The organism is Geodermatophilus africanus (assembly GCF_900107105.1).
Classification (GTDB): Bacteria; Actinomycetota; Actinomycetes; order Mycobacteriales; family Geodermatophilaceae; genus Geodermatophilus; species Geodermatophilus africanus.
Genome location: NZ_FNOT01000023.1, coordinates 1 through 23,948 on the forward strand (window position 1 = coordinate 1; position 23,948 = coordinate 23,948).

Genomic DNA, 23,948 nt, shown 5'->3' on the forward strand with positions numbered 1-23,948 from the left:
CCAGCTGGGTGCCGCCCAGCCCGCGGGCCTTCAGCGAGCGCAGGAACGCCGTCCAGAACGCGCCGTCCTCGGAGTCGCCGACGGCGAAGCCGAGCACCTCGCGGTGCCCGTCGGCGGCCACGCCGGTGGCGATGACGATGGCTTGGGAGACCACCCGCCGGCCGACCCGGGCCTTGCAGTAGGTGGCATCCAGGAACACGTACGGGAAGGGCTGCTCGGCCAGGCTGCGGTCGCGGAAGGCGGCCACCTCGGCATCGAGGTCGGCGCAGATCCGGCTGACCTCGGACTTGGAGATGCCGGTGTCGGCGCCCAGCGCGCGGACCAGGTCATCGACCTTGCGGGTGGAGACGCCGTGCAGGTAGGCCTCCATCACCACCGCGAACAGCGCCTGGTCGATCCGCCGGCGGCGCTCGAGCAGCGAGGGGAAGAACGACCCGGCGCGCAGCTTGGGGATCCGCAGCTCCAGGTCGCCGGCGGTAGTCGTAAGAGTCCTGGGCCGCGAGCCGTTGCGCTGGGCGGTGCGCGCCTCGGTGCGCTGGTGCGGAGCGGCGCCGATCGTGGCGGTCAGCTCCGCCTCGATCAGCGCCTGATACAGCGTCTCGGTCGCCGCGCGGACGCGGTCATCGACGTCGGCGGCCTTCAGTGCCTCGAGCAGCTCGAGCAGGGCAGACTGGTCCAGGGCCATCGCGTGGCCTTTCTCCTGAGTGTTCCTTGGCGGGTTCACGCAGAAGATCCACGCGGTGGCCCCTCGCACGCCAGCACCTCGCCGACGAGCTCAGGACCTCCGACCAGCTACACCACTTCCTGGGACGTCACCCCCACCGCCTCCGGTCGGTGCACGGATCCCGGACAGGGCAGAGCCTCCCGGCACCGGAGCGGCAGGCAGCAGCTCCGGTGCCGGGAGGCTCAGACTCGCCCGGCCGGCCCCTACAGGGGTCCGCCGCGAGCCTGCGAGCGGGCGCTCCGCTCAGTCGCGCGTGTCCCGCGGGCGGCCGATGGCCTCCGCCCGGGACTGGCTCTGCGCACCGGCGGGCCCGGCTGCCTCCGGTGCCACGAAGTTGCCGTTGGGGCTGACCGACGGCTGGCCACCGGCCCCCGGGGACAGCCGCTCCGGCGCGGCCGCGTCGTCCGGCGCCCCCGAGCTAGGGGTCTTCTCCACGACGAGGACGAAGTCGTCGCCGTGGCGGCTGATGCCGTCGACGACGGCCTGCTCGATCGCCAGGGAGGCGTAGCTGCCGCGCAGGACGATCGGATCGCGGCGGAGGTCTTTGACCAGACTCACGGCCATCGCGACCATCACCAGCGCGAACGGCAGGGCCGCGATGATCGTCAGGTTCTGCAGCCCCGCCAGGGCCGCACCCTCCTCGCCCAGGAGCAGCATGATCGCTGCGACCGAGCCCATCACCACGCCCCAGAAGACGACGACCCAACGGCTGGGCTCCAGCGTGCCGCGCTGCGACAGCGACCCCATGACGATCGAGGCCGCGTCCGCACCGGACACGAAGAAGATCGCCACGAGAATCATCACGAGCACGGTCGCGGCGGTGGCCAGGGGATACTGCCCCAGGACGGCGAACAACTGCCCCTCCGTCGTGCCCTGGCCGGCGACGTCGGCGCCGTCGCGCTGCGCGGCGATCCCGGCCCCGCCGAACACGGCGAACCACAACAGACTGACCAGGCTGGGCACGAGCAGCACGCCCGTGACGAACTGCCGGATGGTCCGGCCGCGGCTGATCCGGGCGATGAACAACCCGACGAACGGCGTCCAGCTGATCCACCAGGCCCAGTAGAAGACCGTCCAGCCACGCAGCCAGGTGGCCATCGGGTCACCGCCGGTGGCCTCCGTGCGCGCGGCCATCTCACCGAGGTCGGAGAAGTAGCTGCCCAACGCGTCGGGCAGCAGGTTGAGGATGAAGATCGTCGGGCCGAGGACGAAGACGAACACCGCGAGCAGCAGAGCCAGGACCATGTTGGTGTTGGCCAGCCACTGGATCCCCCGCTCGATGCCGGAGACGGCCGAGGCGACGAACGCCGCGGTCAGCACCGCGATGATCGCGACCAGCAGGCCGTTGCCCAGGTCCCCGGCCCAACCGAGGATCTCGACCCCGCTGCCGATCTGCAGCGCACCGAGGCCGAGGGAGGCCGCCGACCCGAACAGCGTCGCGAAGATGGCCAGCACGTCGATGACCCGGCCGGCCGGACCGGCGGCCCGCCGCTCGCCCAGCAGCGGAACGAAGACGGAGCTGATCAGCTGACGGCGGCCCCGCCGGAAGGTGCCGTAGGCGATCGCCAGCCCGACGACGGCATACAACGCCCACGGGTGCAGCGTCCAGTGGAACAGCGTGGTCGCCATCGCCGTCTCGATGGCCTGGGACGACTCGGCCTCGACCGTCAGCGGCGGCGGGGAGACGTAGTGCGAGAGCGGCTCGGCGACCCCGAAGAACATCAGCCCGATGCCCATACCGGCGCTGAACATCATCGCGATCCACGAGATGGTGCGGAACTCCGGCCGCTCGTCGTCCCGCCCCAGCGGGATGCGCCCGTACTTGCCGGCCGCCAGCCAGATGACGAAGATCACGAACGCTGACGCCAACAGCACGAACAGCCAGCCGAGAGTGCCGGTGATCCAGCCGAGGACCGAACTACTCACGGTGCCCAGGCCCGTGGGTGTGACGAAGCCCCAGGCGACGAAACCCAGCGCCATGGCCGCGGCGACGGCGAACAGCACCCGGTCCACGGCCCAGTGCCGGTCCGCGATGCAGGCTGGCGGTTCCGCGATGGCCGGGTGGGTCCCGGTCACGGTCACGTCCGCAGCGGTGGAGGCGACGGGTCTCTCCCCTCCCCCCGGGGCCGCACCGACGGTTGTCGGATCGGCCCCGATGGCCTCCGACTGGCTGGGTTGGCGGGAGGGCGAGCCGTGCTCGCTGCGCCGTTGCTCCATGACACTCCCCTATCGTGTTGCGTCATCCGAGACGGACTTCGCATGAGGGAACCAGAGGCCCAGCTGTCAAACAAGGGTCGCACGTGACTCTTTACACAGTCTGTGCTCCGCCGGACGCTGCGTCACGCCCGCGTGACGAAGCGACGCTGGGCCGCTGCCCGGACACCAGCCGGCAGCCACGGTGGCCAGCAGGCGCGCGCAGGCAGCATCGCGTCAGCACGTCGACGTCGCCGGGGTGGTGAGCGCCGACGCGGAGCCCGACGCGGTCCGGTCACGCCGCCCGACGGCGTGCCGGTGACCAACGGGCCGCCGAGGAGCAGGATGGCGGCGTGCGAGATCGGCCGAGGGTGTCCTCGGCAGTGTCGACCCGTCACGGTGCGGCCGTGCCGGACGACCTCGCCGTCGACGGCCGGGTGACGGCCCCGACAGGCGTACCCGGAGCTCGCGGACCAGCCGTCCCGCGGTCCGCGCGACGGGCTCGACAGGAGAGGGGGAGGGATGGCGACCGACCGGCCGGACCCGGGCGAGTTCCTCGAGCTGGCACAGCGGATGCTGCGCGAGCTGTTCGGCGGCCCGGGGAGCGACGACGAGCCGTGGGCGGAGGCGACGCGTCGTCCGCGCGAGCGCTCCCAGATCGAGCAGGGCGACCGCGAACCCAGCGCCCACCGGCAGCGCGAGAACCTCACGTTCGCGCTCGCCACGCGCGCGGTCGAGGCGCTCGAGGACCTGGCGCTGAACGTCGCGGCGATCCGTCAGCGCCTGGAGCGCACCGACCCGCAGGCCTCGGCAGCCCGGCCCGACGACGCGGGCCGCGGCCCGGACGGGGCTGACGCCGCCGGGCAGTGACCCGGGCCCGTCAAGCCCGCGACCGCCGACCGTCGGCCGCGGACCTGCTGACGTCCGCCAGGCCGCGGACGTGCTCGACGACGCCCTCGACCGGCGGTCGGGTCCCGGTGGACGACCGACCCGGAGGGGGGCGCACGCTCAGCGAGGGCGCTCGCTGAAGTTGCCGTACAGGTCGTGCTCGGTGAACTCCCGGCCCAGCTGGCGGCGGAAGAACGCACTGGTCGAGTACCGGGTCGTGGAGCGGAAGAAGCGCTCCTCGTTGCGCCTGACCATGGCGAAGAAGGGATCCGCCGCGTCCGGGCCGAGGTCGAAGTTGTCGTAGTTGACGACGACGTGCACCCGCCGGTCGAGCGCGGAGAACCGGCGGTCGAGCTCCCGGGCCAGGTCGTCGGCGTCCTGCGCGGTCCCCAGCCGCAGCCCCTCGAAGTTGACGTAGACGGTGTCGGTGGCCGCGTCGAACCGGAAGCGCTCGTCCATGCCGACCGGGGGCCGGGCGCGCAGCCCCATCGGCCGGTCGCGGAAGATGACGTCCTCCATCGTGCAGAGGTCGTCGCTGACGACGGGAGCGACGTCCATGTGGGCCAGCACGTCCCGCTCCACGTCGACGCCGGGGGCGACCTCGACCAGCTCGAGGCCCCGCTCGGTCAGCCGCAGGACGCACCGCTCGGTGACGTAGTGGACGGCCTGCCCGCGCTTTGCGGCCAGGCGCCCGTTGAAGGTCACCTGCGCGACCCGGTCGCGGAACTTCGCGACCGCGCCGGTGTCGTCGACGACCAGCGCACCGTCGCGCACCGCCACCCTCGAGCGGGCGGTGAACGTACCGAGGAAGAAGACCGCCTTGGCGTTCTGGCTGATGTTGATGAAGCCGCCCGCACCGGCGAGCCTGCGACCGAACCTGCTGACGTTGACGTTCCCTTCCGCATCGGCCTCGGCCATGCCCAGGAACGCCTGGTCCAGCCCGCCGCCGTCGTAGAAGTCGAACTGGTACGGCTGGTCGATGATCGCCTGCGGGTTGGCGACGGCGCCGAAGCTCAACCCGCCGGCCGGGATGCCACCGACACCGCCGGGCTCGACGGTCAGCGTGATCAGGTCGAGGATCCGCTCCTCGGCGGCCACCGCCGCCACCCCCTCGGGGATGCCGATCCCGAGGTTCACCACCGCGTTGGTCGACAGGAACATCGCGGCGCGACGGGCGATCACCTTGCGCGCGTCGAGGGGCATCGGCGTCAGCCCGGTGCTGGGCGCCGTGATCTCCCCCGTGTAGGCGGGGTTGTGGGCCTCGGCGAACGTCTGACCGTGGTTGGCGGGCTGCGCGACCACGACCGCGTCGACCAGGATGCCGGGGACCTTGACCTCGCGCGGGCTCAGCGTCCGGTGCTCGGTCACGCGCTCGACCTGCACGATCACCACGCCGCCGGAGTTCTTGGCCGCCTGGGCCATCGACAGCACCTCGAGGGTGAGCGCCTCCCGCTCCATGGTGATGTTGCCCTCGGGGTCGGCGGTCGTCCCGCGCAGCAGGGCCACGTGCACCGGCTGCGCGGGGAAGAACAGGTGCTCCTCCCCGCGCAGCGTCACCAGCTCGACCAAGTCCTCCGTGGTGCACCGGTTCATCCGGCCGCCCCCGTGGCGCGGGTCGACGAACGTGCCGAGACCGACCGTGGTCACCACGCCCGGGCGCCCCCCGGCGATCTCCCGGAACAGGTGGCTGATCACACCCTGCGGCCAGCAGTACGCCTCGATGCGCTCGTCGAGAGCGAGCGCACCGAGGCTCGGCACGAGGCCCCAGTGCCCGCCGATGACCCGGCGCACCATGCCCTCGGCAGCGAAGTGGTTCAGCCCGCGCGTGCCGCCGTCGCCCTGGCCCGCCGCGTAGACCAGGGTGAGGTCCCGCGGCGAGCCGGTGGTCTCGAACCGCCGTTCCAGCGCGAGCGCCAGCTCCTCGGCGAACCCGACGCCGACGAATCCCCCGGTGGCGACGGTGTCGCCGTCGAGGACGATCTGCGCCGCGGCGTCGGCCGAGATGACCTTGTTGCGGTGCACCGGACGGCGGGGCTCAGCGCCGGCCGGCGCCGACCGCCGCCCGATCGGCGGCGGGGTCCCGCGTCAGGTCGCTGCGCGCGGTCTCCCGGCTGAGCACGACGGCGATCACCGTGAGCACCGCGGCACCGGCGAGGTACATCGAGATCGGCAGGGAACTGCCGTACTCGATCAACAACGCCGTGGCGATGATCGGCGCCAGGCTGCCGGCCACGATCGAGGACACCTGACCGGCCACCGACAGGCCGCTGTAGCGCACCTGGGTGGAGAACAGCTCGGAGAAGAACGACGCCTGGGGCCCATACATCGCTCCGTGGAAGACCAGGCCGATCGTGCCGGCGAGCGCCAGCAGCAGGAACGACTGCGAGTCGTACAAGGCGAAGAAGACGAAGCCCCACACCCCGACACCCACGGCCCCGACCAGGTACACCGGCCGGCGGCCGAACCGGTCGGACAACGCACCCATCGCGGGGATGGCACCGAAGTGGATCGCGGAGGCGATGAGCGCCGCGTTGAGCGCCGTGCTCTGCGAGACGCCCGCCTCACCAGTGGCGTAGGCCAGCGCGAACGCGGTGAAGATGTAGTAGCCGATGTTCTCCGCCAGGCGGGCGCCGATGGCCAGGATGATCTCCCGCGGGTACTCCTTGAGCACCTGGACAACGGGCAGCTTGGGAGCCTCCTCGGCCGTGGCGGACTGCTCCCGGGCGGCGCGGAAGACCGGCGACTCCTCGATCGAGACCCGGATCCAGAGACCCACGCCGACCAGCACCGCGCTGAGCAGGAAGGGGATGCGCCAGCCCCAGGACTCGAACTGCTGGTCGGTGGTCACCGCCGAGACGAGCGCGAGGACGGCGACGGCGAGGAGGTTGCCCGCCGGCGCGCCGGCCTGCGGCCAGGAGGCCCAGTACCCGCGTCGCTCCGGCGTGCCGTACTCGGCGGCCATCAGCACCGCGCCGCCCCACTCGCCACCGAGGGCGAAGCCCTGCACCAGCCGGAGGACGATCAGCAGGATCGGCGCCCAGATGCCGATCGTGGCGTAGGTCGGCAGCAGGCCGATCAGGAACGTCGCGCCGCCCATCAGCATGAGCGTGATGACCAGCATCTGCTTGCGGCCGATCTTGTCGCCGAAGTGCCCGAAGATCACCCCACCGATGGGGCGGGCCGCGAAGCCCACGGCGTACGTGGCGAACGCGAGCAGCGTGCCGACGAGCGGGTCGAAGTCGGGGAAGAACAGCTTGTTGAAGACCAGCGCGGCGGCCGAGCCGTAGAGGAAGAAGTCGTACCACTCCACGGTCGTCCCGACGAGGCTGGCGCCGACGACCTTGACGATGGACGTGCGGGACGCCGGCGGGACAGCGGCTTCCTGGTGAGACCTGGACAAGACTCATCCCCTCTGCGTGTGCAGGATCTGGTGAGGTTGCGGATGTCTCCGGCCGTGGGGCGGGAGCCCCCCGGCGATCGATCCGGCCGCCCGCTTCCGGGCGGCCGGATCGGCGTTGGTGACCGGTGCAGCGGCTGGGCAGTCGGCGACCCGACGACGGGCGGGTGCTCCTGCGCACGACACGGGGCACGACCCCCGCGAGGGCCGCCGTGCGGGCGGCCGTCGGCGGTCCGCGGCGCAGCGCCGCACGGGGACGAGCAGGGCCCACGGACGACGGTGCAGAGCCACGGTCACCCCCTCGCTGCCTGATCTCCGGCCACAGCATCCCGGGGTTGCGGCACATCGGCCAATTGCGGGGGTTCTCGATCCGGTGGGCGGCGCCGATCCTGGGAGCGGCGCGTCCGAGGACGAGGAACGCCCGCGCGGGACGATGCGCACCGGGAGCGATGAGTGGGCGGGCCCTGGGCGGTCCCCGCAGTGGGTCCGCGGACCGGCCGCGGAACGAGCTGAGCGAGGTCGCATGCGACGCGTTCTGGCCCAGCAGTGGGTTTCCGTCGACGGCATGGTCGCCGGCCGGAACGGCGAGACCGACGTCTTCGACGCCGTGCCCGACTTCTCCGCCTCGGACCGGCACAACACGGCGCTGCTCGACGCCGTCGACGAGGTGCTGCTGGGCAGACGCACCTACGAGGAGTTCGTCCGGTTCTGGCCCACGGCCGAGGACGAAGCGCTCGCCCCGCTCATCAACGCCCTGCCCAAGACCGTCGCGTCCAGCACGCTCGGCGCCGCGCCGTGGGGTGAGCACCCAGCGGCACGGATCGTGCCCGACGCCGTCGCGCACGTCCGGTCGCGCCGTGGGGCCGGCCCGACCGGGACCACGATCGTCTGGGGCAGCATCACCGTGATGCGCGCTCTGCTGCGCGCCGAGCTGGTGGACGAGCTCGAACTGTTCGTCGCGCCGGTGCTGCTCGGCACGGGCACGCCTTTGCTCGATCCGGCAGGGCCCACCGTGCGCCTGACGCTGCTGGACAGCGAGACCTGGCCGGGCGGCTCGCTCCGAGTGCGCTACGCGGTCCCGGCGGCCGACCCGGTGCCTCGGCCGTCGACCGGCGGCGCCGGCTGATCCAGGCGGGGGCGTCGTCGTCCGACGTCCTGTGACACGGCCGTCGCCGCCTGCACGCACCCCGCGGTCGGCCCGCCCTGCGCGATGAGCGCGACCGCCATGACCATCGGCAGCGAGACGACCGAGGCGACGGAGGTGACCATGGTCAAGGTCTTGAAGGTGCCCCGGGTCGACAGTCCCAGCAGCGACTTGTACATCCAGAAGGAGTTGCTGTTGACCTGGAGTGCGAACATCGCGCCCGAGGCGATGGCGAGGCCGATGACGATCGGTGAGACGTCGATCGACCCGTGCTGCACACCGCCATCGCCATCGCCGTCATTGTCCTGCTCATCATCAAGGTCAAGGTCGACCCGGTGATCTCGCTGATCATCGGGTCGCTCTACCTCGGCCTCGCCACCGGTGTCGGGTTCACGGCGACGCTGACGGCGATCGCCGACCATGACCTGCTCCTCCCGGTACGGGGATGGGCGAGGTCACCGCACCGTCGCCACGTCGACGCCACACCTTGGCACCGATCGGGCGCTGCGGGCGGTCCGGCTCGGGTCGACACGGTCGGTGCCCGGCCCGGTTCGCCACCGCCGGCCCGAGCCGGATGTCCACACCCGGGTCACGGAGCTCTGCGTCCAGCAAGTCCAGGTAGACGTCCCATTGCTGGCGTCCGCGCCGCAGACCCGCGGTGCGGGCACGCCCGCCCGACCTCGGTTGCTCCTCCAGGAGGGTCACCCCGGTTGCCCCGGCGAGCCGCACGGCGGGCAGCCTCGGCGCCGGCGTTCGCGCGTGATGCCCGCTCGGGCGTTGCCCTCCAGGACCCGTCGGCGACCGGCCGAGGCGCATCGAGTCGGTCCTGGCGCTGTCCGGTGGCGTCCGAAGGGATCAGGCGAAGGCGAACAGGCGGTGCGGGTCCGCGTCGCTGAGGTCCAGGACCTCGGCCAGCAGCTCGAGGGTGTCGGCATCCTGGCGGCTGATCGAGCGACCGAAGGGTCCTCGCGCCCGCGCGACGCCTTCGCCGACGGCGAGGAGAGCAGACCTCACCGCGCTCGCGACGTCAGGGCCGACCCTGGCCGACACCGTCGCGGCCGCGAGCAGGCCGGTGGTGACGGGGCGGCGGTCCCGCTCGTATGCCGCCACGATGTCGGGGTCGTCCAGCGTCGCCTGCAGCGCCTCGCTGCCCAGCGAGGTCGTCGTCGGCAGCGTGGCGCGAACGGCGTCCCAGATGGCATCCAGCTCCCAGGTCTCCAGCCGCGTCCGGCCGACCAGTGCGCTGAACACCCACAGCGGTGCCAGGCGCAGGGTCTGCTGATCCGATCGGGCGAGGGCTTCGTACAGGGCCACCGATGCCTCCTCGTGGGCGACGACGTCCGCAGTGTGCGCCCGCTGGTGTCCGCGATCAACGAGCGAACAGGCCGGACCGGTCCCGGCGAGTCCGGTGGGTCGCCGGACTCGCCGGGACCGTCCACTCAGCCGTCATCGACGGTTGCGACCACCACCGCAGCCGCGACCCGGGCCCTCACCCGCGCCCCAGCTCCTCGGTCGGTCGCATGCCGGCCGGACGTCGCTCGGATTGACCAGAGGTCATGAGCCAGGAGAGGCGAGGGTCCCGTCCGCGCCGGCCACCATGGACGTCGACGTCCGATCGGCTCACTGGAAGCGCACGGGCTGCCCGGTCGCCTCGAGCACCGACAACCACAGGTCACCCAGCGGGTCGACGTGGTTGCGACGGCTGACCGCCAGCGGCATGGGCATGTGCACGAAGCGCCGCCGCCTCCGCGCGACGATGACCTCCGTGCGTCCGGCCATCGCCGCGTGCACCGCCGCGTGCGCCAGCCGCAGGCAGTACGCGCTGTCGAAGGGGTTGGCCGGCACGCTGCGGATGGCGTAGCTGGGGTCGAAGTAGCGGACGTTGCACTCCGTGCCGTGCGCGTCGAAGTGCTCGGTGATCAGCCGGCGCAGCAGGCGACCGATGTCGCCGAAGCGGACGTTGCCTGAGGCGTCCGTGCCCGGCGCCTCGCCCTCGACGTGCTCCTGTCCGGCCCCCTCGGCCACGACCACAACCGCGTGCCCTCGCTCGGTCACCCGGCGGCGCAGGTGCTCCAGGAACCCCCGCTCGCCGTCCAGGGCGAAGGGCACCTCGGGGATGAGGACGTAGTCGGCGTCGTCCTTGGCCAGGGTGGAGTAGCAGGCGATGAAGCCGGAGTGGCGGCCCATGAGCTTGACCAGCCCGATCCCCCCGGGCGCGGAACGGGCCTCGACGCTGGCCGCGTGGATGGACTTCGTCGCTTCCGCCATCGCGGTCTGGAAGCCGAAGCTCTGGTCGATGTAGGGGATGTCGTTGTCGATCGTCTTGGGGATCCCCACCACGGCGACCTTCAGGCCCCGCTCCCCGACCACGCGGACGATCTCCATGGCCCCGCGGATGGTGCCGTCGCCGCCGATCACGAAGAGGATGTTGATGTTGAGCCGTTCGAGGGCGTCGACGACCTCCTCCGGATCCTGCTCCCCGCGAGAGGTGCCGAGGATCGTGCCGCCCTCGTCGTCGATGTGCTGGACGACCTCCGCGGTGAGGTCGACGACGTCCTCCCCGTACCGCGGGATGAACCCGCGGTAGCCGTTGCGGAACCCAACGATGCGCCGGACCCCGTAGTGCCGGGAGAGCTCGAGCACCAGCCCGCGGATGACGTCGTTGAGACCGGGACACAGGCCACCGCAGGTCACGATCCCGACCCGCGTCTTGGCCGGGTCGAAGTAGATCCGCTTCCGGGGGCCGCCGGGCTCCAGGCTGGGCAGCTGGTCGACCGGGAGGCCGCGGGCACCCGCCATGGAGATCGTGTCGTCGAAGAGGATCCGGTCCTCCTCCACGACCGAGTGCTGCGTCGTCTCCCGCTCGCCCAGCCGGGCTGCCAGAGGCGAGTCGATCCGGCAGGGTCCGAGCGTGCGCACGGCGAGGTCCTCGTGTCCGACCATGCCCGGAACGCTTTCACACGCCCCAGGAGCTCACCACGCCCGTCCCCGGACAAGGCCTCTGGCTCGGACGCCCGGACCGTCGTCGGGGACACACTGCGGACGACCGTGGACGCCGTCGTTCGGCCACCGTCGTGGCACCACGCCGAGGCTGCCCTGACGGACGCGCTGAGCCTCCCGGAGGTCCCGATCGTGCCCAGGGGGGTGTGGACGGCCGGCCGGGTCGGGACGTCCGGTGCCATGGATGCTGTCCGGGTGCCTGCCGTCGAGCGCTACCCCTCACGAGCGTTGCTGCTCACCGAGCCGCCGCGGGCGGGTCTGGACGTCGCCGCCCTGGCGGCTGCATGGCCGTTGCTCGCGGCTGCCCGCCGCGGTGACGGCCACCCGGTGCTGGTGCTGCCGGGCCTGATGACCGGCGACCCCGCCACCGTGGTGCTCCGGACCGCGCTCCGCGCCCTCGGCCACGACGTGTCCGGCTGGAGCCTGGGCATCAACCGGGGCCCGACGGGCCGCGTCGTCGACACGTTGCGCGCACGACTCGAGCGGTTGCACCGGACCTCGGGACGGCGGGTCAGCCTGGTCGGCTGGAGTCTCGGTGGGCTCTACGCGCAGGAACTGGCCCGAGCCGCGCCGGGCAGCGTCCGGGGACTGGTCACCCTCGGCACGCCGGTGGTGCGATCGGCGCCCTGGGTCCGCACGGCGTCGGGGATCGTCGACGGTGGCACCCGCCTGCTCCGCGGGGCGGCAGCGCTGCCCCGGCCCTGGGCCGAGCGCGGCTCCCTGCGCGTGCCCGCGACGTCGGTCTACACACGGGCCGACGGCATCGTGCCCTGGTCGTCGTGTCGGTACGAGGTCCGCTCCCGGCGGGAAAACGTGGAGGTACGCGGCAGCCACCTCGGCCTCGCCTGCAACCCGGCGGTGCTGTGGCTGCTGGCCGACCGGCTGGGGATGGCCGAGGGCGCCTGGACACCGTTCCGCGCTCCACTCGGACTGAGCCTGCTCTTCCCCCGCCGCCGGTGACCCAGGCAGGCCCACCTCGAGGTCGTCGCGGGGTGGGCCGTTCGCGACACCTGAGCCGGTCGAGCCGGTGCCGGCATGCGCCCGGTCACGGTCGAGGGTTCGCCACGGTTCCGGGCTGTGCGATCAGCGCAGCCAGGTGGCATCTGCCGTTCGCCGGCGTCCGGTCCGATGCGCCACTTCCCGGAGCGCGTCGCTGTACCGGTTGCTGCACTCCTCCCCCGCGCGTTCGCGGATGTCGAACACCCTGAAGGTCTGGTTCGTCGACGTGAGCCGGACACGATCATCGCGTTCCCGGCAGCGCGTTGCCGCCCGTCGGGGGCGGCTGCCGAGGTGCGCCCGGTGCCTCTGCGCCGGACAGCCCGTCGGCCACGGCCGGGTGCCACGATCCTGACGCGGCGTGGTCGACGGGCTCGTGGCGCTCACCGCTCGGCGTCCGCGGCGTCGTGACCCACCGGTCGAGTGGGACCGTGCTCGGTCATCGACGGGTTGCTGCGCCGGCGACCTCGGCACGCATCCCGTCGGCATCGACGAGGAGCCCGGAACAGGAGAGACGATGAGCCAGGACCCTGACAGCCAGGTCATCATCCGGCCCGACGAAGGCGCACGGGTGCCCCGGATGGACATGGTCCACAAGGTGGACGCACACCACCTCGGCGGTCGTCTCCTCGTCGTGGAAGGTCAGGTCGCTCCCGGTACGCTCATCCCGCCGCACACCCACACCCGTGAAGACGAGTGCTCCTACGTCATCTCCGGGCGAGTGGTGTTCCAGGTGGGTGAGGACGTCGTCACCGCCGATGCCGGCAGCTACGTGATCAAGCCTCGTGGCGTGTCACACGCCTTCTGGAACGCTGGCAGCGAGCCCGCGCGGGTGATGGAGCTGCACGTACCAGCGACCTTCGCTTCCTACTACGACGAGGTCGCCGCGATCTTCGCTGACTCCGCGATGACCGAGCCCGAGCGGCGTGAGGCACTGGAGGCGCACCACGCCCGCTACGGCGTGACCTTCCACTGGGACCGGGTTGCGGAACTCGCCGATCGCCATGGCGTCAAGCCGTGAGCCGATCCCCGCACTCCCAGGACGTCACGAGCGTGTTCAGGGCGGTGCACCGCCGTCCCCCAGGCCGCCTCCCCGGGTGGTGCGCGCGGCCGCGAACTCCCCAGCACGCCGTCGACTGCCACCACCCACAGGTCTCGTGCCGGCCCGCCAGACGCCTGGCTCCCACCCCGCCGAGGTCGTGGCCGGTTGGTCGACCGCGAGCAGCCGACCTGAGCCGCCCCGGCGCTGGTGCCAAGGTCTGGGTATGACCAGCCTCGACGACGTCGCGGCCATAGCCGCCGACGAGCACCACCTCGCGGTCATCTCCACCCTGCGGGCGGACTCGACCATCCAGGCCTCGGTGGTCAACGCGGGGATCCTCACCCACCCGGCGACCGGGCAGCCGGCGCTCGCCTTCGTCACCTACGGCCGGGTCAAGCTGGCCAACCTCCGCGCCCGCCCGCAGGTGACCGTCACCTTCCGGCACGGCTGGCAGTGGGCGACGGTGGAAGGACGCGCCCAGGTGGCCGGGCCCGACGACCCGCAGCCGTGGCTGCCCGACGCCGACCAGCTCCGCCTGCTGCTGCGCGCGGTGTTCGCCGCGGCCGGCGGCCAGCACGAGAACTGGGACGAATACGACCGCGTCATGGCCGAGCAACGGCGCACCGCCGTGCTGATCGATCCGCACCGGATCTACAGCAACGGATAGGTGACGCCGCAACCGTGCCACTGGGCCGGTGGGCCCCGGCGATCATCAGCAAGCTCCCTGCTGGCGGCCGGGACACACACCGACGTCGTCCAGGAGGACCTCGGTCACGACAGGCGGTGCCTTCGACAGGTCAAAGTCACGGTTAGGACGCGTCTACGAGCGACGGCGCGCTGCACCACTGCTTTGACGAAAGCGACCTGCGGTACCCCCCCACACGGTGCCTCCGCCGCCGCAGGCGCCGCTGGCCGACAGGGGCAGGCCGCCTTCTCAGGCGGCCCCTTTCAGCCAGCGGCCAGGCAGGACTCCAAGATCCCGAAGTCCCAGGCGACCTGCGCCACCGACGCCTCGCTCGTGCGTGCCACGGCGATCACGTCACGACGGACTCCGCGGGAGACGGCTTGGGCACGATGCTGATCCCTCCAGTGAGCCGGGCCTCACAGGCAAGGACTCAAGTGAACCGGGGGCAGTCCCTCAGCTACCGAAGCGCTCCTGGGGTCATGCGTTTGGCTGGGCTCCCGCAGCGGCAGCACGGTCTCTCTGCTCGTCGAATCGCACCACGACACCGTCGGCCATGTACTCCTGCAAGGCCTGCACGGCATCCAGGTGGTACGGGAGTCTGCGGTTGAGGTGGTGCCAGGCGCCGGGCACCGGAGAACGTGGTGTGCTGCGGCGCGAGTTCAGGCCACCGAACCAGTCCAACGAGCCCAGGAACTGATGCACGTGCTTGAACTGGTCCGGCACGTCGACGACGGCCCCGAATGTCACGACGTGCAATCTGTCATACAGCTCGTGGTCGTCTCCATCGAGCTCGCACACAAACTGCTCGAGCACGTAGTCGAGCAGGAGGCTGCCTTTGCTGTGGCCGACCAAGAGGACAAGTTCCTCGGGGCGTGCCTTGAGGATGTCGACGACGGTCTCGACATCAAAGCCGGGAGCGCCCCGGAGTTGCCGCACCGGCTCGATGTCCCGCCCCCCCAGCGCCGCCGGCAGTGCGCTCCCCAGCGCCGACCTCGAGGTCTCCACCAGCCGTTCGAAACGCATGCGGGCTCTGTCCAGAGCGCCGAAGAAGAACCAGCCGCCCAAGGCCTCCGTGATCAGGTCCGTGAACCCGTAGCCGGTCACCACGCCGGCGACATCGGAGCCGATCGCGTCGGCCACGTTACGCGCGAACGCGGCCGTGCCAATCACGGAGCTGCCGACCCCGGCGACGGCGAGGGCGCGGATCCGGTCACCTTCGGCGTTGACGTAGCGCGCGGCATTCCGATAGTGGCGCAACGGCCCCCTGCCGCTGGGCGGGACGACGACGATGGCCCCCTCGCGATCGGTCAACGGGGAGAGCTGCGCCTGCTCCTCGCCCGACAGGCTCCCGACGTCGTAGAAGAGGCTGTCCAACAGTGTGTTGCGCGCCTTGACCGGGATGAAGGGGACGTCAACTGCGAGATTGGTCAGGGAATCCTTCGTCGTCATCGTCAACTCCGTCTGTCTCGTGCGGCCATCTCGTCGCCCATGGGTAACCGCTCGATGCCGCCGCTGCTGCGCTCGCGTACCGCCGCCACTCCCCGGGCCGCCCACGGTCGGGCGACCCTGGCGTCGGCCCTCTCCTCAGCGAACGAGATGTGAGCAGTCGAGGAGCGTCGAGGAGCGCTGCTTCTGGGCTGCGGGTGGAGCAGACCGCCGAGGCCCCGCAAAGAGCGGGCGCGCACCGACCTGCCATCCCCTTCGATGGCCGGTTCCCGCGCGACGGTGGTTCCCCGTGGACGCGGTCCATGGTGGGACGTCCGTGTCACCGATCCGTCACCGCCACATATGAGGCGGCGTCATCGCCGGGCCCCGTCGACGCCGGCGCGCCAGCGGGCTCAGTGGCTCGCCACGGCCACCCGCACCCGAGAGCCACCAACATGCCCTGACCGCCTTCAGCCGACGCCGGGTGCGCCGACGCCGGAACCGGGACCCCGCCTGCGCGACCCCGGTGGTGAACACCGGCCCCTCGGCGGGTCACTGAGGTTTCTCACCAGCTTTGACGGCATGGTCGTCAAGCTGGTGGTAGCCGAGATTCAGGGGCGCTGACTTCGACGTGCACGGAATAGGTCAACCGTAGTGAACCCTTTCCAGGTTGCCGTAGCCGGCGTCGGCGGCCATCACCGGCGGGGTCAGCGTCGAATCGGTCAGCTCGGCGAGCATGTCCAGGGCCAGCGTCCACTTCGGCCGATGGCGCATGCCGTCGGGGATCGCGGCGCGGGGCCGGCGGCTCCGGATCGCCGCGGCCGCCTCGGGCGCTCACCGCTGCCTGGTCGCAGCGATGCTCAACTCGATGACCGTGAAGGCGGGTCGGGCGAAGCGCGCTCTGCCGCCGGAGCGTTCGATCTCCGCGACCGTCTGTTGCCCGGCGTCCTCGAGGATGTCGGCGACGACGTCGGCTGCCCCTTCCGAGGCCGGTGCAGCACATGCGGCACCGCCCGAAACCTCGCGCGCCGCCGGTGACGATGACGACCTTGTCCTCATCCGATCCATGGGATCTCCCTCTCATCAACCCCATTTCGATGACGATGTGCGTCGGTGCCCGTCCGGGGGGCCGGGGTGGCGCCGTGGCCGAGGCGCACGTTGACCTGCTCGGTCTGGGTGAAGCCGGTGAGCGTGCCCTCGACACCGCGTCCGCGAGGAAGGTCGACAGTCAGGAGCCGGCGGCGAGCGACGACGGCGCCCCGGGCGAGATCTCGCGGCCGGCACCCAGCACCCGATGAAAGTCGTCCGGCACGAGGAGGTGCTCCGGTCGCAGGTCGCGCACGGAGGCGACTCCCATGCCCAGCAGCGCTGAGTCGATGCCCATGCGCATGATGTCCAGCACGTTCTCCACCCCGGCCTGCCCGTTGGCGGCCAGGCCCCACAGGTACGCCCGCCCGATGAGCACTGCCCGAGCGCCCAGGCACAGCGCCTTGACCACGTCCGAGCCGCGGCGGATGCCACCGTCCATGACCACCTCGACCTGCTCACCCACGGCGTCGACGACCGGCTTGAGCATGCGGATGGCCGCCGGGGTGCCGTCGAGGTTGTTGCCACCGTGGTTGGACACCGAGATCGCAGTCACGCCGGCGTCGACGGCCCGCCGGGCGTCGTCGACGCGGCACACACCCTTGAGCATGAACGGGCCACCCCACTGCTGGCGCATCCATGCCACGTCGTCCCAGGTGGGCGGTGGCGTGTTCATCCACTCGTAGTAGGCGCCGAAGAACCCCGGCGCGGGCTGGCCCGGGCGAGCGAGGTTGGGCGCGGTCAGGTCGGGCAGGCGCCCGCTGCGGGCGAAGGTCGCCAGCCAACGCGGCTTGCGCGCGACCTCCGGCGCCATCCGCAGCATGGTGCGCAGATCCACCTTCTCCGGGATCTCGGGGCTGCCCCAGTCCCGGCCGATCGAGAAGGACCAGTCCAGCGTGGCGATGAGCCCGATGGCGCCGGCCGCCCGGGCGCGCTCCATGCGCTCAACCATCACGTCCCGGTCGCCGGTCCAGTACATCTGGAACAGCGTGCGCGGGTTCGCCGCGACGACCTCCTCGACCGGCTTGGAGGCGAAGTTGCTCAGCCCCATCAGCGTTCCCCGGGCGGCCGCGGCGCGGGCCACCGCCACCTCCCCCTGCGGATGGACGGCCTGCACCCCGGTCGGGGAGATCACCACCGGCAGCGCGATCTCCTGGCCCATGAGAGTGGTGGCCAGCTCCCGGACCGGCGGGTTGCCGGCCACGTGCGGGGCCAGGCCGAGCTCGCGGAACGCCAGTTCGTTCTCGGCCACCGTCTGGCCGCGTTCGGACCCGGCCAGCAGCGCCGCGTACACCGGCGCCGGCAGCCGCGTGCGGGCCCGCCGCTGGGCCACGGCCACCGACTCGAACCACGGGTTCTGCTTCCAGGGATTGGCCAGCCAGGTGGGCTTAGTCATCGAGAGGTGCCTCTTCGTCTCGGTCAGGGGGTCGGGGTGAAGCCGGCCAGCGGGTACTCGGCACACGCCGACACCGGGGGTGCCGCCGGGTGCTCGTCGCCGGCTCGATCTCCACAGGGCGGCGACGACATGATTGGAGTTCGGAGGCCGGGCCCCGGTCAGCGGCCCAGCACCGCTCCCATCGCCTGGGTGAGCGCGTCGGTGGCGTCCGGGACTTCTCCCATCGCGCGGTAGGCGACGTGGTTGTCGGGGCGGACGAGGATCGCGCCGCTCTCCCCGATCTCGCGGACTGTGCCCCAGGTGCCGTCCTCATCGGCCATGTCGGCGGCACCGCCGACCGCGACCACTCGAATGCGGACGCCGAACTTCTCCGCGACCGTGGCCACGGCGCCCGCCCATGCCGCGCCCGTGCTGCCCGTCAGCACGACGAAACCGTTGCGCTCGACGAGGTCATGGGTGCTCAGGCGCTGGTCCCCGCCGATGAGCCAGGCGTGCGGCAGGCGGTGGCCCGGCCGGGTCGTCGGTCGGTAGACGCCGCCCATCGGATCGGCAGGGGGCGGGCTGGTGCCATCCGGCACCAGGGCGCCGGCCGCGTAGGAGAACCCGATCTCCAGGTCGTGGGCCTGGAACTCGGTGCGTTGCGTGGCGATGACCTCCGCGGCCCGGGCGCGACGGGTTTCGCCCATCGGGGTGTCGGCGAAGAACGCCTCGAATGCGGCCCGGTTCGCCTCCGGCGGCTGACCTGGCAGCAGGCCGATGCCGGCGTCGATGACCAGGTGGTTGAGGAACGTGAACATCGCCCAGTCGACGTTCCGCATCCCGATCGCCTGTCGCTCCGGCTCGTAGGTGTCGAGCAGGGCCGGACCGGCCTGGCCACCGAGCACGGCAGCGAGCTTCCAGGCCAAGTTGTGCGCGTCCTGGATAGCGGTGTTCAACCCCAGACCGGTGGTCGGCGGGTGCCGGTGAGCGGCGTCGCCGGCCAGGAAGACCCGTCCGACCTGGTAGCGGTCGGCGAGGACGCCCTCCAGGATCCAGTGGCTGACCTTGTGCACGTGCACGTCGAGATCCGGCAGCTTGAGCAGGGCCTTAAGCCGCGGGACGATGGCCGCCTCGTCGAATCGATCCGGGTCGTCCGGGCCGAAGGTGAAGTGGACGACCCACTCCTCTGAGTGCTTCCCCCAGGTCGGGCCCATGGGGACCATCGCGCCGCTGCCCCACGAACCCGCGCCGTCCGGGTTGAAGAACCAGGTGATCAGGCAGGATTCGTCGACGTACTCGGACAGGTCTGCTGTGAAGTGCACGCTCACCATGTCGAGCAGCCCGCTGGGGCCCTGCATCGTGACACCGAGCTTCTCGCCGATCGTCTTCCCGCCGTCGGCGGCGATCACGTACTGGGCCCGGACCTCGTAGGTGGTGTCGGCGGTCCGATCCCTCACTGTCGCGGTGACCCCGTCGGCGTCCTGGACGAGGTCGACCAGCTCGTGGCCGAACCGGAGCTGGCCGGCCGTGTGCTGCTCGGCCTGCCGGCGCAGGAGGGGCTCGAGCCGGAGTTGGGGCAGGTTGCTCGACAGGCAGGGGCTGTCCTTGGCGTAGACGTCATACAGGGCGCCGCCGCCGAATCCGTCCATCTCGAAGAAGGTGCGCGCGTCCAGCGTGCCGTCGCCGCCCAGGGACGTCCGCCAGCGGACCCTGCCGAAGTTCGCCAACGGCGTGCCGACTGCGTAGACCGCGTCCGCCACACCGTGCTGGCGGAAGACCTCCATGGTGCGCTGGTTGAGGTAGTGGGCCTTCGGCAGGTGGGACGTCGATTCGTGCCGCTCGACGAGCAGGTGGTCCACGCCGAGGTTGGACAGGAAGATCGAGGAGGAGAGACCGCAGCCTCCCCCGCCGACGACGAGCACTGGGACCTGCAGGTCGGTCATCGAGTGATCCCTTCGTCCATGGGCCGACGAGCCGTCACGCGTCGTCTGTTGGAGATGTCGCGGCCATGTGGCTGTGGTGTGACCCAGACCATAGGGATCGCTATCTGATATAACAAGAAGTCCCGGCGCGAAGACAGGTCTATTGGCAGGACTGGCAACATCGGAACGGCAGTCGCTCGAGCAGGAGGTGCTCCTCCGCGCGAATCGTGGCTCGGCCTCGACGGCGCGGCCGTCCAACGGCATCGAGCGTGCCACGCCTCGCATGGCCAGAGTGCACTCGAACGGACCGCCGACGAAGTTGGAGGCCACTGACGCGCGAATCCGCGGTGCTCGGTGATGTGCAGGTAGTGCGAGGAGCGCAGGTGCCAGTCGCGGGGGACGAGACCCGTCCTGAGGCGATCCGCGGCGATCTCGCCGTCCCCGCTCCGGTCAGTGAGCCAGGGGCCGGCAGGATCCGTCGTCGAGCGGGCGGCCCAGGCGGCCCACGCCGCCACCGGGGCTGTCCCTCCACGACATCGACGTCTTCCAGCTCCACGACGCCAGCGCTTTCGCCGAGCTGGTGCAGTACGAGCAGGTTGGCATCGCCGCCAGAGGCGAAGCCATCGCCGCTGCACTCGACCGACGGACGGGCCCGAGGGGTGACAGGCCGGTCAACAGTGACGGTGGGCTACTGTCCCGCGGCCACGCTCTCGGCGCCACCGCCCTGGCACTGCTCAGCGAGTTGGTCCACCCGATGCGTGGCGAAGCCGGTGAGCGCCAGCCGCATCTGACATGTGAGAACACGGGTACCCGGCAGGCTCGACCCGATGTGTCTACATCGCCGCGATCGTGCCCCGCCGCTTGAACGGCTCGAAGACCGGCCGGCCGCCAGGACCCTGCGCCAGGCCTCCGTCTGTCAGTCGACGAAGAGTCCCCTGAGCGCTACGGCGACATCGCGGTGGTCCCGGACCGGCCGGACCCGGCCGTGGCTGAGCCGGGCGAGGTCCCGGGCCAGCTCGACGTCCTGCTCGCCGGAGGTGTCGAGCAGCACGTCCAGGCGCGGGAGCCGGGCCGCGGTCAGCCGCGGGTCAGGGCCGGCGTTGTGCACGCAGTCCGAGAGCAGCAGCACCCGCGCGTCCCGGGGCTGGACCCCGGCCAGCTGCCGAGCGGCGACCTCGAGGGCGAAGCCGACGTTGGTCAGCCCCTGGGCCGGAACCCTCAGCAGCAGGTCGAGGATGGCGAGCGGCTCCGCCGGCTCTCCCAACCGGACCAGCACCGCCGCGTCCGACCAGAAGGCCACGACGGCGAGCCGGTCACGGGCGAGCTCCCCGGCGAGCGCGCCAACCGCGGCAGCCGCCGTGCGCACGCGCTCGCCCTTCATCGACCCCGAGAGGTCGACGACGAGCACCACGGCCCGGGCCTGCCGGACCCGCTCACGGACGATCAGGTCGTCCCCCTCCGGGAACGGCTCACCGCCGATCACTTCGAGGGTGCGCTCCAGGTCCAGCTCGTCCGAGCCCCCCGTCCACGACCGGCTGGCCAACTCCCCCACACCCCGCCGCGCGCGCCGGTCCCACGGCGGCCGCGGTACCGAGAGCCGACGGGCGATCTGCCGGGCCCGCCGGCGGGTCTCGGCGTCGGCTGCGCTCTCGCGCGCAAGGTCGGCCAGCAGGATCAGGTCGGCCGGCTCCTCGGTCGTCCCCGCGGCCGTCCCGCCCGGCCGAGACGGGCCTCCCGGGCCGCGCCGCCGGTCCCCCGACGCCAGCGCCAGCCCGTTCCCGCCGCTGCTCGGCTGGTACAGCGACGGCTGCTCGGTGAGCTGCTTGGGCTTGCGCCGCAGGGGCCGCAGCCCCCGCGGCGACGTCCCGGACCGGGAGCGCCGGGTGACGGGCGAGTCGGCCTCGACCGCCCTTCAACCGGGCTCGGCCGCCGACGGCTGGAGCAGGAAGTGGTCCTGCCAGATCCCCCGGAGGACCGCCTCGGGCGTCGACTCCAGCGTCTCGACCAGGAAGATCCGCCCGGACAGCGCCAGCAAGACGGCGTCCAGCACCACCTCGGTGTACTCCGCGGGCAACCCACGCGGCGGCGCCACCGACGGCTCGTCCGGCAGCCGGACGCCGCGCATCGCGGCGAGCTGGGCGGCGACGAGGGCCACGTCGATCGCGCCGCGGACGCTGCTACCCTGCCGGACATCGTCGCACTCGCGGGTCGCCCGGGTGATCGCCACCGCGTCGGCGATCACCCGCGGCGACTCCACCCCGGTCCGCCGGCCGACGATGCCCCGCTCGGCATCGGCGTCCTGGTAGCCGATCGCCAGCCGGCACAGCCGGTCGTGCACCGAGGTCGACAGCCGAGTGGTTCCGATGTTGTCGTACGGGTTCATCGACGCCACGATCCGAAAGCTCGATGCCGCCTCGACGGTGCCCACCCGGGGCACTGTGATCCGCCGCTCGGCCATCGCGGTGAGCAGGGTGTTGAGCGTGTCCTCCGGCGCGCGGTTGAACTCCTCGACATAGAGGAAGCCGCCGGACCGCATGGCCTCGACCAGCGGGCCGGGCACGAAGTTCTCCGGGGTGTAGTCCTCGCGCAACACCCGCGCCGGGTCGTGGTGCCCGACCAACCGGGTGGGCGTGAGGTCGGCGTTGCCCTCGACGAAGACCAGCGGCACGTTCCACTCAGCGGTGATGGCGCGCAGCAGGGTGGACTTCGACGTCCCCGGCGGCCCCTCGAGCAGCACGTCCCGGCCGGCGGCGACCGCGGCCAGCAGCAAGTCGAGCTCCCGCTCGCGGCCCACCAGGTGGCGGGCCACCCGCGTCCGGACGGCGCGGACGGTGTCCCGGTCCTGACCGGTCACCCGGCTCCCTGCGGCGACCGGATCGCCCCCGAATGCCTCGTTCTCGCTCATGACACTCTCTTCGTCAGCTCGGTTTCAGGCCGGCGAGCGGGGGCTCGTCGCAGATCTTGGCAGGGATGGCCAGCATCCCCAGCAGCGTAAGCTGGCCCCGGACCGGGCCGCTGTGCGAGTCGTCGAGATGGCCATTGGGCATGACCGTCGAGCCGTCCCGCGCGACCAACGCCGCCTCCCCGAAGCCCTGCACGCACTCGGGGTCGGGCCCGTCGAGCGGCAGGCCGGTGAAGAACTTGGCCGCCATGCAGCCGCCGCGGCAGGCGTCGAAGTGGGCGCACTTCGTGCACGCGCCACCGGTCTGCGGGCTGCGCAGCTCGCTGGTCTGCCATACCCGCTGAAAGCCCGCCCTGATCACGGACGTTGCCGGCGAGGAAGCTCTCGTGGATGGCGACCGGGCAGGCGTAGACGTCGCCGACCGGGTGTTGCTCCAGCGGCCGGGTATGCCTTGCCGAACGGGGAGGCGACGCGCTTCCCCACGCCATGGAGACCCGTAATGGCCGCGCCACTCCGATCCAGGACGCGGCCATCGCGGTCTCTTCGCAGTCCACCCCGCTCCGGCTTGCCTTCTCGAGCGGGAGGTCGTCTGCGCCATGCTGACGCGCGGCGATGACCGCGGAGTATTCGGCCACGCTGGTGCCGACCACGACGGCGTCGACGGTGTCGCCGGACCACCGCCGGGTCGGTGGAGCCCTGCGGAGGACGCTGCTCACTCTCTCCTTCGGGACGGGAGCCTCGCCGCTGACCGGCATCAGATGATCTGGCGCTGGGCGGTCCAGAACGCTCGTGAGGTGGCGAAGTCGCAGAACTTGCCCTCGTCCTCGATGAGGCGTCGAGCAGCCTCCTCGCCGTCCGGTCCGGAGAAGCCGGCCCGCACGTCCTCCAACGAGTCCCACCAAGCCTCGGCGACCCCGCCCGGCGGCTCCTCGAAGGGGATCCCGCGGGCAGCGCAGAAGTCAGCGTTCAGCGGGGTGTCGAGCCTGTAGCTCTGAACGTATTGCTTGATCCGAATGGTGTCCTGCAGTTCCTTGACCAGTGGAGCGTGACGGTTGACCCAGTAGTCCTGGAACTGCTCCGGGGTGAGTTCCGGGCGTCGGCGGGCGACGAAGATCAGCTTGACCGGCACTGCCATTCCTTTCCGTGGGGATCCACAGTTCGGGCGCATT

General features: G+C 71.6%; 22 protein-coding genes. 7 read left to right on the top strand and 15 right to left on the bottom strand.

The features are described 5' to 3' along the window. Nucleotides 1-685: IS256 family transposase (locus BLW63_RS23635; protein ID WP_139263769.1), on the bottom strand; the 685-nt coding region annotated here is incomplete at its 3' end. A gap of 282 nt (nucleotides 686-967) precedes the next feature. Beyond that, nucleotides 968-2,806, bottom strand: coding sequence for a BCCT family transporter (locus BLW63_RS23640; protein ID WP_244522765.1), 1,839 nt, complete (start codon nucleotides 2,804-2,806; stop codon nucleotides 968-970). A 633-nt stretch (nucleotides 2,807-3,439) separates the two neighbouring features. Between BLW63_RS23640 and BLW63_RS23645 the strand changes: the two genes are divergently transcribed. Next, nucleotides 3,440-3,787: a hypothetical protein gene (locus tag BLW63_RS23645; RefSeq protein ID WP_091161792.1), complete on the top strand. Its 348-nt coding sequence runs from the start codon at nucleotides 3,440-3,442 to the stop codon at nucleotides 3,785-3,787. Nucleotides 3,788-3,925: 138 nt separating this feature from the next. On the opposite strand, the gene BLW63_RS23650 is transcribed toward BLW63_RS23645, so the two are convergent. Together BLW63_RS23650 and BLW63_RS23655 are read right to left on the bottom strand one after the other, a co-directional pair. Then, nucleotides 3,926-5,827: an acyl CoA:acetate/3-ketoacid CoA transferase gene (locus tag BLW63_RS23650; RefSeq protein ID WP_091161795.1), complete on the bottom strand. Its 1,902-nt coding sequence runs from the start codon at nucleotides 5,825-5,827 to the stop codon at nucleotides 3,926-3,928. Between the two features lie 13 nt (nucleotides 5,828-5,840). Next, nucleotides 5,841-7,205, bottom strand: coding sequence for an MFS transporter (locus BLW63_RS23655; protein WP_091161797.1), 1,365 nt, complete (start codon nucleotides 7,203-7,205; stop codon nucleotides 5,841-5,843). Between the two features lie 520 nt (nucleotides 7,206-7,725). Here BLW63_RS23655 and BLW63_RS23660 point away from each other — a divergent pair. Then, entirely contained in the window at nucleotides 7,726-8,328 is a 603-nt protein-coding gene (locus BLW63_RS23660) for a dihydrofolate reductase family protein (protein ID WP_211517266.1), read from the top strand. Here BLW63_RS23660 and BLW63_RS28280 read toward each other — a convergent pair. After that, nucleotides 8,271-8,768 (bottom strand): GntP family permease, encoded by a 498-nt coding sequence (locus tag BLW63_RS28280; RefSeq protein WP_244522766.1) that lies wholly within the window; start codon nucleotides 8,766-8,768, stop codon nucleotides 8,271-8,273. The two genes, BLW63_RS23660 and BLW63_RS28280, sit on opposite strands and share 58 nt — an antisense overlap. Here BLW63_RS28280 and BLW63_RS28285 point away from each other — a divergent pair. After that, nucleotides 8,661-9,242 (top strand): hypothetical protein, encoded by a 582-nt coding sequence (locus tag BLW63_RS28285; protein WP_244522772.1) that lies wholly within the window; start codon nucleotides 8,661-8,663, stop codon nucleotides 9,240-9,242. The genes BLW63_RS28280 and BLW63_RS28285 overlap by 108 nt on opposite strands. Here the strand turns inward: BLW63_RS28285 and BLW63_RS23675 are convergent. Together BLW63_RS23675 and BLW63_RS23680 are read right to left on the bottom strand one after the other, a co-directional pair. Then, the gene (locus BLW63_RS23675) at nucleotides 9,202-9,660 is read right to left on the bottom strand and encodes a hypothetical protein (protein WP_091161807.1); all 459 of its coding nucleotides are present in this window, start codon (nucleotides 9,658-9,660) and stop codon (nucleotides 9,202-9,204) included. The genes BLW63_RS28285 and BLW63_RS23675 overlap by 41 nt on opposite strands. Before the next feature lie 306 nt (nucleotides 9,661-9,966). Continuing rightward, nucleotides 9,967-11,289: an ATP-dependent 6-phosphofructokinase gene (locus tag BLW63_RS23680; RefSeq protein ID WP_091161810.1), complete on the bottom strand. Its 1,323-nt coding sequence runs from the start codon at nucleotides 11,287-11,289 to the stop codon at nucleotides 9,967-9,969. 252 nt (nucleotides 11,290-11,541) lie between these two features. On the opposite strand from BLW63_RS23680, the gene BLW63_RS23685 reads away from it, so the two are divergent. From BLW63_RS23685 to BLW63_RS23695, 3 genes are all read left to right on the top strand, one after another. Then, the gene (locus BLW63_RS23685; RefSeq protein ID WP_091161883.1) at nucleotides 11,542-12,306 is read left to right on the top strand and encodes an esterase/lipase family protein; all 765 of its coding nucleotides are present in this window, start codon (nucleotides 11,542-11,544) and stop codon (nucleotides 12,304-12,306) included. A gap of 397 nt (nucleotides 12,307-12,703) precedes the next feature. Continuing rightward, nucleotides 12,704-13,363, top strand: a complete 660-nt coding sequence (locus tag BLW63_RS23690) for a cupin domain-containing protein (protein WP_139263771.1) — start codon at nucleotides 12,704-12,706, stop codon at nucleotides 13,361-13,363. Between the two features lie 244 nt (nucleotides 13,364-13,607). Continuing rightward, nucleotides 13,608-14,051, top strand: a complete 444-nt coding sequence (locus tag BLW63_RS23695) for a TIGR03618 family F420-dependent PPOX class oxidoreductase (RefSeq protein ID WP_091161815.1) — start codon at nucleotides 13,608-13,610, stop codon at nucleotides 14,049-14,051. A 495-nt stretch (nucleotides 14,052-14,546) separates the two neighbouring features. Here BLW63_RS23695 and BLW63_RS23700 read toward each other — a convergent pair whose 3' ends face one another. From BLW63_RS23700 to BLW63_RS23720, 4 genes are all read right to left on the bottom strand, one after another. Next, nucleotides 14,547-15,518, bottom strand: a complete 972-nt coding sequence (locus BLW63_RS23700) for a hypothetical protein (protein WP_091161817.1) — start codon at nucleotides 15,516-15,518, stop codon at nucleotides 14,547-14,549. A gap of 621 nt (nucleotides 15,519-16,139) precedes the next feature. Further along, nucleotides 16,140-16,307, bottom strand: coding sequence for a transposase (locus tag BLW63_RS23705; RefSeq protein WP_280140572.1), 168 nt, complete (start codon nucleotides 16,305-16,307; stop codon nucleotides 16,140-16,142). Between the two features lie 415 nt (nucleotides 16,308-16,722). Next, the gene (mftD, locus tag BLW63_RS23715; RefSeq protein ID WP_091161824.1) at nucleotides 16,723-17,976 is read right to left on the bottom strand and encodes a pre-mycofactocin synthase MftD; all 1,254 of its coding nucleotides are present in this window, start codon (nucleotides 17,974-17,976) and stop codon (nucleotides 16,723-16,725) included. Nucleotides 17,977-18,134: 158 nt separating this feature from the next. Further along, the gene (locus BLW63_RS23720; protein ID WP_091161827.1) at nucleotides 18,135-19,898 is read right to left on the bottom strand and encodes an FAD-dependent monooxygenase; all 1,764 of its coding nucleotides are present in this window, start codon (nucleotides 19,896-19,898) and stop codon (nucleotides 18,135-18,137) included. Between the two features lie 499 nt (nucleotides 19,899-20,397). Here BLW63_RS23720 and BLW63_RS29105 point away from each other — a divergent pair, with 499 nt between their 5' ends. Then, a complete protein-coding gene (locus BLW63_RS29105) occupies nucleotides 20,398-20,742 on the top strand; it encodes a thiolase C-terminal domain-containing protein (protein ID WP_091161830.1) in 345 nt (114 codons plus the stop codon). A gap of 51 nt (nucleotides 20,743-20,793) precedes the next feature. Here BLW63_RS29105 and BLW63_RS23730 read toward each other — a convergent pair whose 3' ends face one another. From BLW63_RS23730 to BLW63_RS23745, 4 genes are all read right to left on the bottom strand, one after another. Then, nucleotides 20,794-21,420 (bottom strand): vWA domain-containing protein, encoded by a 627-nt coding sequence (locus BLW63_RS23730; protein ID WP_244522767.1) that lies wholly within the window; start codon nucleotides 21,418-21,420, stop codon nucleotides 20,794-20,796. A gap of 369 nt (nucleotides 21,421-21,789) precedes the next feature. Continuing rightward, nucleotides 21,790-22,782, bottom strand: coding sequence for an AAA family ATPase (locus BLW63_RS23735; RefSeq protein ID WP_244522768.1), 993 nt, complete (start codon nucleotides 22,780-22,782; stop codon nucleotides 21,790-21,792). 13 nt (nucleotides 22,783-22,795) lie between these two features. After that, nucleotides 22,796-23,029, bottom strand: coding sequence for a hypothetical protein (locus tag BLW63_RS28290; RefSeq protein WP_244522769.1), 234 nt, complete (start codon nucleotides 23,027-23,029; stop codon nucleotides 22,796-22,798). A 504-nt stretch (nucleotides 23,030-23,533) separates the two neighbouring features. Further along, complete coding sequence (locus BLW63_RS23745; protein ID WP_170856946.1) at nucleotides 23,534-23,908, bottom strand: EthD domain-containing protein; 375 nt, start codon at nucleotides 23,906-23,908, stop codon at nucleotides 23,534-23,536. Nucleotides 23,909-23,948: the final 40 nt, after the last annotated feature.